Source organism: Pseudomonas sp. ABC1, assembly GCF_013395055.1.
Classification (GTDB): Bacteria; Pseudomonadota; Gammaproteobacteria; order Pseudomonadales; family Pseudomonadaceae; genus Stutzerimonas.
This window is the reverse complement of record NZ_CP058349.1, coordinates 1,668,548-1,681,623: the sequence shown is the minus strand read 5'-3', so window position 1 is coordinate 1,681,623 and position 13,076 is coordinate 1,668,548. Positions and strand designations below refer to the sequence as shown.

Genomic DNA, 13,076 nt, shown 5'->3' with positions numbered 1-13,076 from the left:
GACGTCTCCTGCCACAGCCCTCAGCAAGGGTCGCGGCTAACAGGTCAGGGAGGAGGAATCAGCCAAGCGGTAGCGGACGGAATCTAAGCGTCTATGAAAGCCTTTGCTACGCAAACCGACGGCGGTGCATCTCCACCCAACACGCAATACGTTGAAAATCGGGTGCCGCTCGCAGAATCAGGGGCGGGTTATCGATTATCGCGATTCCCCAGCAGAGGGGGCACGCATCATGTCTTCAAGGCTTGTTCGAAGGCTCTCTCTGCATCGAGGAAAGCATTCCTGGACGGCCTCACGTCCTCGAACTTTTACCGGGTAAGGGGTGGCTAATTCGCATGCACCCACGGACCTGGCCGCTTTTGGCGGCGCCGCGACTATAACAGCAATGTTTAAGTGCTTCAAATCCATGAAAATTGATACCATTCCGCGCATGACCACTACTACCCCCCCGACTTCTGGCGTGCAAATGCTCGAGGTGGCGCCGGAGTTCGCCGGCCAACGAATCGATAACTTCCTGCGTACCCAGTTGAAAGGCGTCCCCAAGACGCTGATCTATCGCATCCTGCGCAAAGGCGAAGTGCGTGTTAATAAAGGTCGGATAAAGCCCGAGTACAAATTGCAGGCAGGCGACCTCGTGCGTGTGCCTCCATTGCGCTTGAGTGAAGCCAATGAGCCTGCGCCAGTGGCGCAAGCGCTGCTGGAGCGCCTGGAGGCGGCCATCGTGCATGAGGACAAGGGCCTGCTCGTGCTCAACAAGCCAGCAGGCATCGCCGTGCATGGCGGCAGTGGACTCAGTTTTGGCGTTATCGAGGCGTTGCGTCAGTTGCGTCCGGATGCCCGCGAGCTGGAGCTGGTCCATCGTCTGGATCGCGACACGTCGGGGCTGCTGATGGTGGCGAAGAAGCGCAGCATGTTGCGCCACCTGCACGAGGCCCTGCGTGGTGACGGTGTCGACAAGCGCTATATGGCACTGGTGCGTGGTCGCTGGGAGACGTCCTGCAAGCAGGTCAATGCGCCGCTGCAAAAGAACACCCTGCGCTCCGGTGAGCGCATGGTCGAGGTGGATGACGAGGGCAAGGAGGCCTTGACCTTGTTTCGCGTGCTGCGGCGTTTTGGCGATTTCGCCACCCTGGTCGAAGCGCGTCCCGTGACCGGAAGAACCCATCAGATTCGTGTGCATGCCCGGCATGCCGGGCATGCGATTGCCGGCGACAGCAAATATGGCGATGAGGACTTCACGCGGGAAGTGCGCGATCTGGGCGGAAAGCGTCTGTTTCTGCACGCGTATGCCTTGAAGGTGCCCTTGCCTGACGGAGGTGAGTTGCAGCTCGAAGCGCCGGTGGATGAATCGTGGGCAAACACCTTGGAGAAGTTGAGTGAGTGACAGCGACGTGGGTAGCTATCAACTGCTGATTTTCGACTGGGACGGCACGTTGGCCAACTCCATCGAGCGCATCGTCGAATCGGTGAAAGTGGGGGCGGTCGCCTGCGGCCTGCCGGTGTGCGACGACGAGAGCATTCGCGGGATCATTGGCTTGTCGCTGTCCCGCGCTATCGATGTGCTCTACCCGCATGTACAGGATGAGGCGCTGCGCGAGCGTTTCCATATGGGCTACAGGCAGCACTACCTGGCCCTGGAGGAGCAGCCGTCGGCGTTGTTCGATGGGGTTCGGCAGTCGCTGCTGGCCTTTCGTGAGCAGGGTTACCAATTGGCCGTGGCCACGGGAAAGCGCCGTCTTGGGCTCGACAAGGTGCTGAGCGGGCAGGGTTGGCAAACGTTCTTCGATGTCACGCGGGCGGCCGATGAGACGGCGAGTAAGCCTGACCCGCTCATGTTGCATGAAATTCTTTCGATCTGTGATTGTCATCCCTCTCGGGCCTTGATGATCGGTGATTCGGTCTTCGACCTGCAGATGGCACGCAATGCCGAGATGGATTCGGTGGCTGTCGGTTATGGCGCGCAATCGTTGGATGTTCTCCGCCAGCACGGACCGAAGCTGGCGATCGAGCACTTTTCGCAACTGGGCGAATGGTTGCAGGCAAACACTCTGAACAGGATGAATGAACGTGTCGGGTGAATGGAAAGAGCCGGTCAAGGATGATGGGCAGGATCGCAAGAGCTGGAAGCTGCTGGAGAAAACCCTGCTGGCAGGTGTGCAGGAGCAGCGTCGGGCGCGGCGCTGGGGGATTTTTTTCAAGCTGCTGACGTTTGGCTACCTGTTTGCCGCACTGCTGATCTTTTCGCCGTCCTTGCCGCTTGGCTCGAGCCAGTCGGGAGCGGCAGCACATACCGCGGTGATCAATGTCCGGGGCATGATTGCCGATGAAGAGGCTGCCAGTGCCGATAACCTGATTGGTGCCTTGCGTGCGGCCTTCGCCGATGAGGCCAGCCGGGCGGTGGTGCTGCGCATCAACAGTCCTGGCGGCAGTCCGGTGCAGTCGGGCTATGTCTATGACGAAATCCGTCGTTTGCGTGCAAAGTACCCGCAGGTCAAGGTCTATGCGGTCATCACCGATCTCGGGGCTTCCGGCGCCTACTATATAGCCAGTGCCGCCGATGAGATCTATGCCGACAAGTCCAGTCTGGTCGGCTCCATTGGCGTCACGGCTGCCACCTTCGGTTTCGTCGATGCGATGAAGTCCCTAGGGGTCGAGCGGCGTGTCTATACCTCGGGCGAGCACAAGGCGTTCCTTGACCCCTTCCAGCCACAGAAAGCCGATGAAACGGAGTTCTGGCAGGGGGTGCTGTCGACTACGCATCGGCAGTTCATCGATAGCGTCAAGGCTGGGCGTGGGGAGCGGCTGCAGGTCGCGGCGCATCCGGAGCTGTTCTCCGGCCTGGTCTGGTCTGGCGAACAGGCGCTGGAACTGGGCTTGATCGATGGCCTGGGTAGCACGTCCTATGTGGCGCGCGAGGTCGTCGGTGAGCCGAACCTGGTTGACTTCACGATCAAGGAAACACCCTTCGATCGTTTCACCAAGCGTCTCGGGGCAAGTATCGCCGAGCACTTGTCCATCTGGGTCGGATTGCAAGGCCCTCAGTTGCGTTGAGGTTCAGGGTATCTGGATACCCTCGTTCAACAGCATGTCCACCAGCCTGATCAGCGGCAGTCCGACCAGGCTGGTGGCGTCCTCTCCCTCGGTCTTCCTGAACAGGCTGATTCCCAGGCCTTCCGACTTGAAGCTGCCGGCGCAGTCGTAAGGCTGTTCGGCCAGCAGATAGCGCTCGATGGATGTATCGCTCAGCTCGCGGAAGTGAACGGTGAAGGGGATGCAGTCCAGTTGCAGTCGGCCTGTGTGGCTGTCGAGCAATGCCAATCCCGTGAGGAAGCTGACGCTTCTGCCGCTGGCAGCCTTGAGTTGTTCGCAGGCGCGCTCGAAAGTGTGGGGTTTGCCCAGGATGCGCTCGCCAAGTACGGCAACCTGATCCGAGCCAATGATCAGGTGGTCGCGGTGGTTGCCTGCGAGTGCCTGAGCCTTTTCCCGGGCCAGGCGCATCACGAGGTCGCGAGCGCTTTCCTCCGTCCTTGGGCTTTCATCTATATCCGGTGCCGCGCTTTCGAAAGGCAGGCGGAGACGTTGCAGCAGTTCGTGGCGGTAGCGGGAGCTGGAGGCTAATAGAATGTTGCGCATGGCCGGTTTCCTGTCGCGGGGTGCGCATTGTAGCGGCTGTGCCGGGTGTTTTCCGCCTGGCATTCTTTAGCGTTGCAGTCCCTCAGGCGTGATGATGCAGCCAGGCATGTGTGGGGCGGCTGGCCGGCGCGGCGCGGTTTTTCTCGAAGCGTTGCCATACCTTTTCGTGGAAATAGAAACCCACCGAGTTGCACAGGGGTTCGACGGCTGCCACCAGTCCACTGACAGCGATGCTGCCGGTAAGGGCGTAGGCCACGCCGAAGGCAATGCAAAAGTGCATGATGGTGAAGGTCAGTGTCTTGAGCATGGCGCACCTCGAATGGAGTCGTGTCTCATTTGAGGGTAAGGCTAGGGTTTTGGAGGGGGATAAGGAAATTCCGCATCCTCATTGTTTTGATAGCTGGACTCTATTGGCTATCGGAAAGGCCAGTGCTCTAACCGGATGTCGCCCGGCTATGTTCCCTTGGCGCTTGAAGCTGTCCAGTGGGAATTCCTTTGACAGGCTTTGAGTGCATCCCTAGAATGCCGCGCTTATGTTTAAAGGACCAATACCTCCGCACGTCGATCCGCGCAAGCTGGCAGACCGGGCCATTACCCTTGAAGGTGATATACCGCTGTCCGGATTCGCTCGACTGACTGAGCCCCTTGAAGGGGATCAGGGTGTGGTGCATGCCCGTTTCAGTTTTGGGCGTGACGAGCAGAATACCGTGGTTATCCGCAGTCAGCTCGAGGTCGAGGTCACGATGATCTGCCAGCGCTGCCTTGAGCAGGTTGCCTTACCCGTCTACAGCGAGTGCGAGTATGCAGTCGTTGGTGAGGGAAAGAGCACCGAGCATTTGCCCAAAGGCTACGACGTGCTGGAAGTGGGAGAAGATCCTCTGGATCTGCTGGCGCTGGCCGAAGACGAGCTGTTGCTCGCTCTGCCGATTGTTCCACTCCATGACCATGAAATTTGCCAGCCGCCGGCTGGGCCTGAAGTGCCCGGACCGAGTGAGGACGAGGTAACGCGGTCCAACCCGTTCAGCGTACTGGCGCAGTTAAAGCGTGACCCAAACGTTTAGGAGTTGATCTCGATGGCTGTTCAGCAGAACAAAAAATCCCGTTCCGCCCGCGACATGCGTCGTTCGCATGACGCCCTTGAGGCGAACGCCCTGTCCGTGGAAAAGAGCACTGGTGAAGTTCACCTGCGCCACCACGTTTCCCCGGACGGTTTCTACCGTGGTCGCAAAGTGATCGACAAGGGCGCTGACGAGTAATCTTGTCCGCTCCGATTATCGCGATCGACGCAATGGGCGGGGACTTCGGTCCCCGTTGCATTGTTCCGGCCAGTCTCGAATGCCTGGCTGATTCCCCTTCGCTGTGCCTGGCCCTGGTTGGCCAACGTTCCCTGTTAGAAGAGCTCGTGACCAAGTATGGTCGCGTCGATCACGCACGCCTGTCGATTATCGATGCCGAAGAAGTCGTTGGCATGGATGAGCGGCCGACCCAGGCGCTGCGCGGCAAGCCGCGCTCATCGATGCGTCTGGCGCTCGAGCAGGTGCGTGACGGTCAGGCGCATGCCTGTGTCAGTGCCGGCAATACCGGGGCGTTGATGGCGTTGTCCCGGCATATCCTCAAGACCCTGCCGGGAGTGGATCGCCCTGCGATGGTCACGGCTATTCCGACGCAAGCTGCACCCTGTCTGCTGCTCGACCTTGGGGCCAATGTCGACTGCGATGCCGAGCATCTGTATCAGTTCGCTGTCATGGGCTCGGTCGCCGCGCAGACGCTCGGCGTGGCGCGGCCCAGGGTCGCACTGCTCAATGTCGGGGTGGAGCCGATCAAGGGCAACCAGCAGGTCAAGCAGGCGGCGCTGTTGCTCGAGCGGGCGGTGGATATCCATTACCGGGGTTTTATCGAAGGTGATGGGGTCTTTCGTGGCGAGGCGGATGTCGCGGTGTGCGATGGTTTCGTCGGCAATATCCTGCTCAAGTCCAGCGAGGGGCTGGTGGAAATGGTCGCGGCGCGGGCCGATGCGATGTTCCGTCGCTCGCCGTTCACGCGTTTCCTTGGGCTGCTGGCGATGCCTTTGTTGCGCCGTCTCAAGGGCGATCTGGCACCTGCTCAATACAACGGTGCCAGCTTCCTCGGACTGCAAGGGATCGTGGTGAAGAGCCATGGCTCGGCAGGTCATGAGGGTTTCAAGGCTGCTATTCTTCGCGCGGCCAGGGATGTCGAGCAGAACCTGCCGCAGCGTCTGCATGACCGCCTGGAGCAGTTGCTGGTGACCGGTCGCCAGCCGCCGGATGTGACCGCATAGGGTCGCCGGCCATCCAATCGGATACTCGCAACGCCCTTCGGGGCGTGTTTTCAACGACGAACAGAACCACAAGAGAACCTTTCAATGTCCGCATCGCTCGCTTTCGTCTTCCCCGGGCAGGGCTCGCAATCCCTCGGCATGTTGGCCGAGCTGGGTGCCCAGCAGAGTGTGGTGAAAGATACTTTCGCGGAAGCTTCCGCAGCACTGGGCTACGACCTCTGGGCGCTGACCCAGGAGGGGCCAGCCGAGGAGCTCAACCGTACCGATCGCACCCAGCCCGCCATTCTCACCGCCTCGCTGGCATTGTGGCGCCTGTGGTTGGCCGAAGGTGGTGCGCAGCCTGCTTTCGTCGCGGGACACAGCCTGGGTGAATACTCGGCGCTGGTCGCGGCGGGCAGCCTGGCGCTGGCCGATGCGGTGAAACTGGTCGAACTCCGTGGGCAACTGATGCAGCAGGCGGTGCCGGCCGGGCAGGGCGGCATGGCTGCGATCCTCGGCCTGGAAGATGCCGACGTGCTGGCGGCTTGTGCCGAGGCGGCTCAAGGCGAAGTGGTCAGTGCGGTGAATTTCAATGCACCGGGGCAAGTGGTGATTGCTGGCGCTGCGGCCGCAGTCGATCGTGCCATCGAGGCTTGCAAGGCGCGTGGTGCCAAGCGTGCGATGGCGCTGCCGGTCAGCGTTCCTTCCCATTGCGCACTGATGCGTCCGGCTGCCGAACGCTTCGCTTCGGCTGTTGCCGACATCGACTGGCAAACACCGAGGATCGCGCTGGTGCAGAACGTCAGTGCGGCAGTGGTCGAGGACCTCGACACACTCAAGCGCGACCTGCTGGCACAGCTCTACAGCCCGGTGCGTTGGGTCGAGTCGGTGGTCGAACTGCAGGCGCGTGGCGTTACCGCGCTGGTCGAGTGCGGTCCCGGCAAGGTGCTGTCCGGCCTGAACAAGCGCTGCGTCAAGGGCGTCGACACTTACAATCTGGATACCCCGGAAGCTTTCGCAGCCACCCGTGGCGCACTGGTTCAATAAGGAGAACCCTATGAGTCTGCAAGGTAAAGTCGCTCTGGTTACCGGCGCCAGCCGTGGCATTGGTCAGGCCATTGCGCTCGAACTCGGGCGGCAGGGCGCCATTGTCGTTGGTACCGCCACGTCGGCCGGCGGCGCCGAGCGTATCGACGAGACACTCAAGAGCCATGGCATCGAAGGTGCCGGCCTGGTGCTGGACGTGTGCAGTGATGAATCTGTCAGCGCCGTGCAGGAGCAGATCCAGCAGCGTTTCGGGCAGATTGCCATCCTGGTCAACAATGCCGGCATCACCCGCGATAATCTGATGCTGCGCATGAAGGACGATGAGTGGAGCGATGTCATCGATACCAACCTCACCAGCCTGTACCGCCTGACCAAGTCCGTTCTGCGTGGCATGACGAAGGCGCGCTGGGGGCGAATCATCAGTATCGGCTCCGTGGTTGGTGCCATGGGCAACGTTGGGCAGGTAAACTACGCGGCAGCCAAGGCCGGTCTGGAAGGTTTCAGTCGTGCCCTGGCGCGTGAAGTGGGTTCGCGCGCCATCACGGTCAATGCCGTGGCGCCAGGATTCATCGATACGGACATGACGCGTGAGCTTCCCGAAGCTCAGCGTGAGGCCCTGCAGGGACAGATCCCGTTGGGACGTCTCGGCCAGGCCGAAGAGATTGCCAAGGTCGTCGCATTCCTCGCATCCGATGCCGCCTCCTATGTCACCGGGGCTACCGTCCCGGTGAATGGCGGCATGTACATGTGAGTCGATGAGGCCGATCGACGCAGAATATTGACTGTTAAACAGTTATAAACGGTGGCTGGCTTAGAGGTAGAAGGTTGGAAGTGGGTGCATATCACGCCCCTTTCGGCTTGAAATGCGGAAAACGCTTTCTATACACTACCGCGCACCAGCTGCCTGGATTTTTCCATAGGAGTTAAAACAAGGTATGAGCACCATCGAAGAACGCGTCAAGAAAATCGTTGCCGAGCAACTTGGCGTCAAAGAAGACGAAGTTACCAACAGCGCTTCCTTCGTCGAAGACCTGGGTGCCGACTCTCTTGACACCGTTGAGCTGGTGATGGCTCTGGAAGAGGAATTCGAGACCGAAATCCCGGACGAGCAAGCCGAGAAGATCACCACTGTTCAAGAAGCCATCGATTACATCAACTCCGCGCAGTAAGTTGTAATCCAGCTTCGAACCGGTAAAGCCGCACTGCCTCTAGCTGGGTAGTGCGGCTTTATCTTTGATGCAGAGTCAAACGTGGCCCGCGTTGTACGGGGTCATGATCGTTCCTACCGCCGACTCAGTCCTGGGCGGGTTCAAGATGTAAGGAGAAAGCTGTGTCGCGTAGACGCGTCGTGGTCACCGGGATGGGCATGTTGTCGCCACTGGGTAACGATGTGCCGAGTAGCTGGCAGGGTATTCTGGCCGGCCGCAGCGGTATCGCCCTGCTCGATCACATGGATCTTTCCGCATACCCGACCCGCTTCGGCGGAGCGATCAAAGGCTTCGAGGTGGAGCAGTACCTGCCCGCCAAGGAAGCACGCAAACTCGACCTTTTCATCCAGTACGGACTGGCCGCCAGCTTCCAGGCGGTGCGTGATTCCGGACTGGAAATAACCGACGCCAATCGCGAGCGCGTCGGTGTCGCGATGGGCTCCGGCATCGGTGGCCTGACCAATATCGAGAGCAGCAGCCGCACGCTGTTCGAGCAAGGTCCGCGACGTATATCTCCCTTCTTCGTGCCGGGCTCGATCATCAACATGGTGTCCGGATTCCTGTCGATCCACTTGGGGTTGCAGGGGCCGAACTATGCGATCGCCACGGCCTGCACCACGGGTACGCATTGCATCGGCATGGCGGCGCGCAACATTGCCTATGGCGAAGCCGATGTGATGATCGCCGGGGGCGCCGAAATGGCGGCCAGTGGCCTGGGTATTGGCGGCTTCTCCGCCGCGCGGGCGCTGTCGACACGCAATGACGATCCTGCTGCCGCCAGCCGTCCGTGGGACAAAGGCCGTGATGGCTTCGTACTGTCCGACGGCGCGGGTGCGTTGGTGCTGGAGGAGCTGGAGCATGCCAAGGCGCGCGGCGCGACCATCTACGCCGAGCTGATCGGTTTCGGCATGAGTGCCGATGCCTACCACATGACCTCCCCGCCGGAAGACGGCGCCGGTGCGGCCCGTTGCATCCGCAATGCCTTGCAGGATGCGCACATAGATCCGGCGCTGGTGGACTATATCAACGCCCACGGTACATCCACCCCGGCAGGCGACAAGGCCGAGGCCGCCGCCATTCGTGGTGTGTTCGGCGAGCACGCCTATGCGTTGTCGGTCAGTTCCACCAAGTCCATGATCGGTCACCTGCTGGGTGCCGCCGGTGCCGTCGAGGCGATCTTCAGCATCCTGGCCATCCGCGACCAGGTGGCACCGCCGACCATCAACCTGGATGAGCCGGACGAAGGCTGTGACCTCGACTTCGTGCCGCACCAGGCCAAGCAGCGTCCGATAGAGGTGGCATTGTCCAACTCCTTCGGCTTTGGCGGGACCAACGGTTCGCTGGTGTTCCGCCGGTTCTCCGAGTGATCGCGAGCTGGGTCGATGGTCAGCCCGACGAGCGGCTGACCATTCGCGACCGAGCACTGGCCTACGGTGATGGGCTGTTCGAGACGATGCGTGTCGAGGGCGGGCAACCTTGTCTGTTCGAGCGACACATGGCGCGCCTGCAAGAAGGCTGTCGCCGCCTGCGAATCCCTCTGGACGATGCCGTGCTGCGCCGCGAGGTGCTGGCTTATTGCGCGCAGTTCGACCAGGGCGTGGCCAAGCTGATCGTCACCCGCGGCGATGGTCAGCGTGGTTACGCCCCTCCGGAACCTTGCCTGCCCAGGCGAATCCTCCAGGCCTCGCCTTTGCCGGCCTATCCTGCCGTCAATGCCGACGCCGGGGTCGAACTGTTTCCCTGTCGCACACGCCTGGCCGAGCAGCCTCTGTTGGCCGGACTCAAACACCTGAACCGGCTGGAGCAGGTGCTGGCGAGAGGGGAGTGGCAGGACCCTGTCTATGCCGAGGGCTTGATGTGCGACACCTCGGGGCGAGTCATCGAGGGCGTGTTCAGCAACCTGTTCCTAGTGCTCGATGGTCGCCTGCTGACGCCTTCGTTGCAGCGTTGCGGTGTCGCCGGGGTGATGCGTGCGGAAATCATCGCACGGGCCGCGTCCTGGATGCCGGTCGAGCAGAGGGATGTCTCCATTGCGGCGCTGGAGCGTGCCGAGGAAGTCTTCCTGTGCAACAGCCTGTATGGCATCTGGCCGGTGCGCCGATTGCAGCAGCGCATCTGGCCGGTTGGCGGCGTCACCCGTAAACTCCAGGCTCTTCTGTCTGAGCATTCGGGTATTTCGTGATTCGTAGACTTCTCCTGCTGTTGTCGCTCTGCCTGGCGCTCGTCGGTGCAGGCGCGTTGTTCGTGGCCTGGAAACAGACACAGGCGCTCGAACAGCCTTTGGGCCTTGAGGCCGAGCACCTGCTCGATGTACGACCGGGCGATACGCCGAACCGCCTCTTCCTGCGGCTGGAGTCCGAAGGCCTGCTACGCGATGCCTTCTGGCTGCGGGTCTATTGGCGCCTCAATCCCCCGGCCCAGGCGCTGCACAGCGGCGAATACCGCTTGCTGCCAGGCATGAGTGTAGAGGACATGATCGGCCTCTGGCAGCGTGGCGAGGTGGTGCAATACAGCCTGACCCTGGTCGAGGGATGGAATTTCCGCCAGTTGCGTGCGGCCCTGGCGGCCCAGCCCAAGCTGGAGCAGACCCTGGCCGATCTGTCGGATGGCGAGGTGATGCAGCGGCTCGAGCGCGCCGGCTTGCACCCCGAGGGGCGTTTCTTCCCCGACACCTACCGCTATACCCGAGGTTTCAGCGATCTGGAACTATTGGAGAAGGCCGCCGAGCGTCTGGAGCGGGTGCTGGAGGAGGAGTGGCAACAACGTGCCGAGGGCTTGCCTTATGACGATCCCTACAAGGCATTGATCATGGCATCGATCATCGAGAAGGAAACCGGCGTGCCCCACGAGCGCGGCGAAATCGCCGGGGTCTTCGTGCGGCGCATGCGGCTGGGGATGTTGCTGCAGACCGACCCGACGGTGATCTATGGCATGGGCGAGGATTATCGCGGGCGTATTACCCGCGCCGACCTGCGCCGGCCTACGCCCTACAACACTTACACCCAGGCCGGCTTGCCGCCGACGCCTATCGCGATGGTCGGGCGCGAGGCTATTCATGCAGCACTGCACCCGGCCGATGGCAAGAGTTTGTATTTCGTCGCGCGTGGCGACGGTAGCCATGTGTTCAGCGAGACGCTGGCCGAGCATAACCGTGCAGTGCGCGAATATCAGTTGAAGCGTCGCGCGGACTACCGATCTAGTCCGTCCCCCGCCGCTACCCCGGAGAAGCCTTGATGGCCGGACTGTTCGTTACCCTGGAAGGCCCGGAAGGCGCCGGCAAGAGCACCAATCGCGAGTACCTGGCGGCGCGCCTGCGCGAGGCTGGCTGTGATGTGCTGATGACCCGCGAGCCGGGCGGTACACCGCTGGCCGAGCGTATCCGTGAGTTGCTGCTGACGCCGTCCGACGAGGCGATGGCCAGCGATACCGAGCTGCTGCTGGTCTTCGCGGCACGCGCCCAGCATCTGGCAACGGTGATCCTGCCGGCACTGGCGAGGGGTTGTGTGGTGCTCTGTGACCGCTTTACCGATGCCACCTATGCCTACCAGGGCGGCGGCCGCGGGCTGCCCTCCGAGCGCATCGCGCAACTGGAGTCGTTCGTGCAGGGTGATGTGCGCCCCGACCTGACCCTGGTGTTCGACCTGCCGATCGAGGTCGGCCTGAAGCGGGCGGCTGCCCGTGGGCGACTGGATCGTTTCGAGCAGGAGGGTAGTGCCTTCTTCGAGGCGGTGCGGACGGCCTACCTGCAGCGTGCCGCCGCAGCGCCGCAGCGCTATCGGGTGGTCGATGCCGGGCAATCGCTGGAGCAGGTGCAACGGTCGCTGGATGCTCTGCTGCCGGAGCTGTTGGAACGCCGTCATGGCTGAAACGCTTCCCTGGCAGCAGGCGCTCTGGCTGCAACTTGCCGGTCGCCGGCAACATGCCCATGCCTATCTGCTGCATGGCCCGGCCGGTATCGGCAAGCGACAGTTGGCAGAACGTCTGATGGCATTGCTGCTCTGCCAGCAGCCGACGGACACGGGGGCCTGCGGTCAGTGCAAGGCCTGCCAGTTGTTGGCGGCACAGACCCATCCGGACCATTTCATCCTCGAACCGGAAGAGGCGGACAAGGCCATTCGTGTCGATCAGGTGCGGGAGCTGGTTGGCTTCGTGACCCAGACCGCCCAGCTTGGCGGACGCAAGGTGATCTTGCTGGAGCCGGCCGAGGCGATGAACCTGAATGCCGCCAACGCGCTGCTGAAAAGCCTCGAGGAGCCCTCGGGAAACACCGTGCTGCTGCTGGTCAGTCACCAGCCCAGCCGTTTGTTGCCCACCATCAAGAGTCGCTGCCAGCAGCAGGCTTGCCCGCTGCCGACACGGGAGCAGAGCCTGGCATGGCTGACTGAACGCTTGCCGCAGATGGCCGAAGGCGAGCGTGAGGAATTGCTGGCCCTTGCCGCCGGTTCGCCGTTGTCCGCACTGAAACTGCATGAGCAGGGTGTGCTGGCGATGCGCGAGCAGGTGGTCGAGGGCATCAAGAAACTGCACAAGCAGCAGAGCTCGCCCAGCCAGTTGGCCGAAGGCTGGAATACGGTGCCGCTGCTGCTGCTGTTCGACTGGTTCTGCGACTGGGCGCATATCATCCTGCGCTGCCAGATGGCCGGGGATGAGGCGGACCTGGGTGCCGTGGACATGCACAAGGTCTTGCAGTACCTGGCGAAAAAGTCGACGCCCGGGCAGGTACTGGCCCTGCAGGACTGGCTGCTGGCGCACCGGCAGAAGGTGCTCGGCAAGGCCAACCTGAACCGTGTGCTGTTGCTCGAAGCGCTGCTGGTGCAATGGGCGGGGTTGAGTGGGAAGGCGTAGCGGGCTCAGGCTGCGGGCTCGAAGCTTGCTACAATCCCGTTCCTCTGATGTCCTCGGTCACTGACGTA

16 protein-coding genes are annotated in these 13,076 nt (G+C 61.8%); 14 read left to right on the top strand and 2 right to left on the bottom strand.

Annotated features, from left to right (window positions below; translation table 11 throughout):
• Window positions 1-427 precede the first annotated feature (427 nt).
• From rluC to HW090_RS07440, 3 genes are read left to right on the top strand one after another with little or no spacing between them, the layout of a single operon-like run.
• Complete coding sequence (gene rluC, locus HW090_RS07450; protein WP_179114856.1) at window positions 428-1,381, top strand: 23S rRNA pseudouridine(955/2504/2580) synthase RluC; 954 nt, start codon at window positions 428-430, stop codon at window positions 1,379-1,381.
• A gap of 7 nt (window positions 1,382-1,388) precedes the next feature.
• A complete protein-coding gene (locus HW090_RS07445) occupies window positions 1,389-2,075 on the top strand; it encodes an HAD-IA family hydrolase (protein WP_179114855.1) in 687 nt (228 codons plus the stop codon).
• Window positions 2,065-3,048 carry a S49 family peptidase gene (locus HW090_RS07440; RefSeq protein WP_179112914.1) on the top strand — a complete coding sequence of 328 codons (984 nt, stop codon included), beginning with the start codon at window positions 2,065-2,067 and terminating at the stop codon, window positions 3,046-3,048. Before HW090_RS07445 ends, HW090_RS07440 begins: the two co-directional genes overlap by 11 nt.
• Before the next feature lie 3 nt (window positions 3,049-3,051).
• On the opposite strand, the gene HW090_RS07435 is transcribed toward HW090_RS07440, so the two are convergent.
• Entirely contained in the window at window positions 3,052-3,630 is a 579-nt protein-coding gene (locus tag HW090_RS07435; RefSeq protein WP_179112913.1) for a nucleoside triphosphate pyrophosphatase, read from the bottom strand.
• Between the two features lie 82 nt (window positions 3,631-3,712).
• The gene (locus HW090_RS07430; RefSeq protein WP_179112912.1) at window positions 3,713-3,937 is read right to left on the bottom strand and encodes a DUF2061 domain-containing protein; all 225 of its coding nucleotides are present in this window, start codon (window positions 3,935-3,937) and stop codon (window positions 3,713-3,715) included.
• 226 nt (window positions 3,938-4,163) lie between these two features.
• Here HW090_RS07430 and HW090_RS07425 point away from each other — a divergent pair, with 226 nt between their 5' ends.
• The 11 genes from HW090_RS07425 (at window position 4,164) to HW090_RS07375 (ending at window position 13,008) form a co-directional block, all read left to right on the top strand.
• Entirely contained in the window at window positions 4,164-4,691 is a 528-nt protein-coding gene (locus HW090_RS07425; protein WP_179112911.1) for a YceD family protein, read from the top strand.
• A 12-nt stretch (window positions 4,692-4,703) separates the two neighbouring features.
• Window positions 4,704-4,886, top strand: coding sequence for a 50S ribosomal protein L32 (gene rpmF, locus HW090_RS07420; RefSeq protein WP_041106089.1), 183 nt, complete (start codon window positions 4,704-4,706; stop codon window positions 4,884-4,886).
• 2 nt (window positions 4,887-4,888) lie between these two features.
• Complete coding sequence (gene plsX / locus HW090_RS07415; RefSeq protein ID WP_179112910.1) at window positions 4,889-5,929, top strand: phosphate acyltransferase PlsX; 1,041 nt, start codon at window positions 4,889-4,891, stop codon at window positions 5,927-5,929.
• A gap of 84 nt (window positions 5,930-6,013) precedes the next feature.
• On the top strand, window positions 6,014-6,955 hold the full coding sequence (gene fabD, locus HW090_RS07410) for an ACP S-malonyltransferase (RefSeq protein ID WP_179112909.1): 942 nt from the start codon (window positions 6,014-6,016) through the stop codon (window positions 6,953-6,955).
• 10 nt (window positions 6,956-6,965) lie between these two features.
• Window positions 6,966-7,706 carry a 3-oxoacyl-ACP reductase FabG gene (fabG, locus tag HW090_RS07405; protein WP_179112908.1) on the top strand — a complete coding sequence of 247 codons (741 nt, stop codon included), beginning with the start codon at window positions 6,966-6,968 and terminating at the stop codon, window positions 7,704-7,706.
• Between the two features lie 184 nt (window positions 7,707-7,890).
• Window positions 7,891-8,124, top strand: coding sequence for an acyl carrier protein (gene acpP, locus HW090_RS07400; protein WP_179112907.1), 234 nt, complete (start codon window positions 7,891-7,893; stop codon window positions 8,122-8,124).
• A gap of 161 nt (window positions 8,125-8,285) precedes the next feature.
• Window positions 8,286-9,530: a beta-ketoacyl-ACP synthase II gene (gene fabF / locus HW090_RS07395; RefSeq protein WP_179112906.1), complete on the top strand. Its 1,245-nt coding sequence runs from the start codon at window positions 8,286-8,288 to the stop codon at window positions 9,528-9,530.
• Window positions 9,530-10,345, top strand: coding sequence for an aminodeoxychorismate lyase (pabC, locus tag HW090_RS07390; RefSeq protein WP_179114854.1), 816 nt, complete (start codon window positions 9,530-9,532; stop codon window positions 10,343-10,345). Before fabF ends, pabC begins: the two co-directional genes overlap by 1 nt.
• A complete protein-coding gene (gene mltG / locus HW090_RS07385) occupies window positions 10,342-11,397 on the top strand; it encodes an endolytic transglycosylase MltG (protein WP_179112905.1) in 1,056 nt (351 codons plus the stop codon). Before pabC ends, mltG begins: the two co-directional genes overlap by 4 nt.
• Window positions 11,397-12,029, top strand: coding sequence for a dTMP kinase (tmk, locus tag HW090_RS07380; RefSeq protein WP_179112904.1), 633 nt, complete (start codon window positions 11,397-11,399; stop codon window positions 12,027-12,029). Before mltG ends, tmk begins: the two co-directional genes overlap by 1 nt.
• Window positions 12,022-13,008 carry a DNA polymerase III subunit delta' gene (locus HW090_RS07375; protein ID WP_179112903.1) on the top strand — a complete coding sequence of 329 codons (987 nt, stop codon included), beginning with the start codon at window positions 12,022-12,024 and terminating at the stop codon, window positions 13,006-13,008. The genes tmk and HW090_RS07375 overlap by 8 nt, the downstream gene beginning before the upstream one ends.
• The last annotated feature ends 68 nt before the right edge of the window (window positions 13,009-13,076 follow it).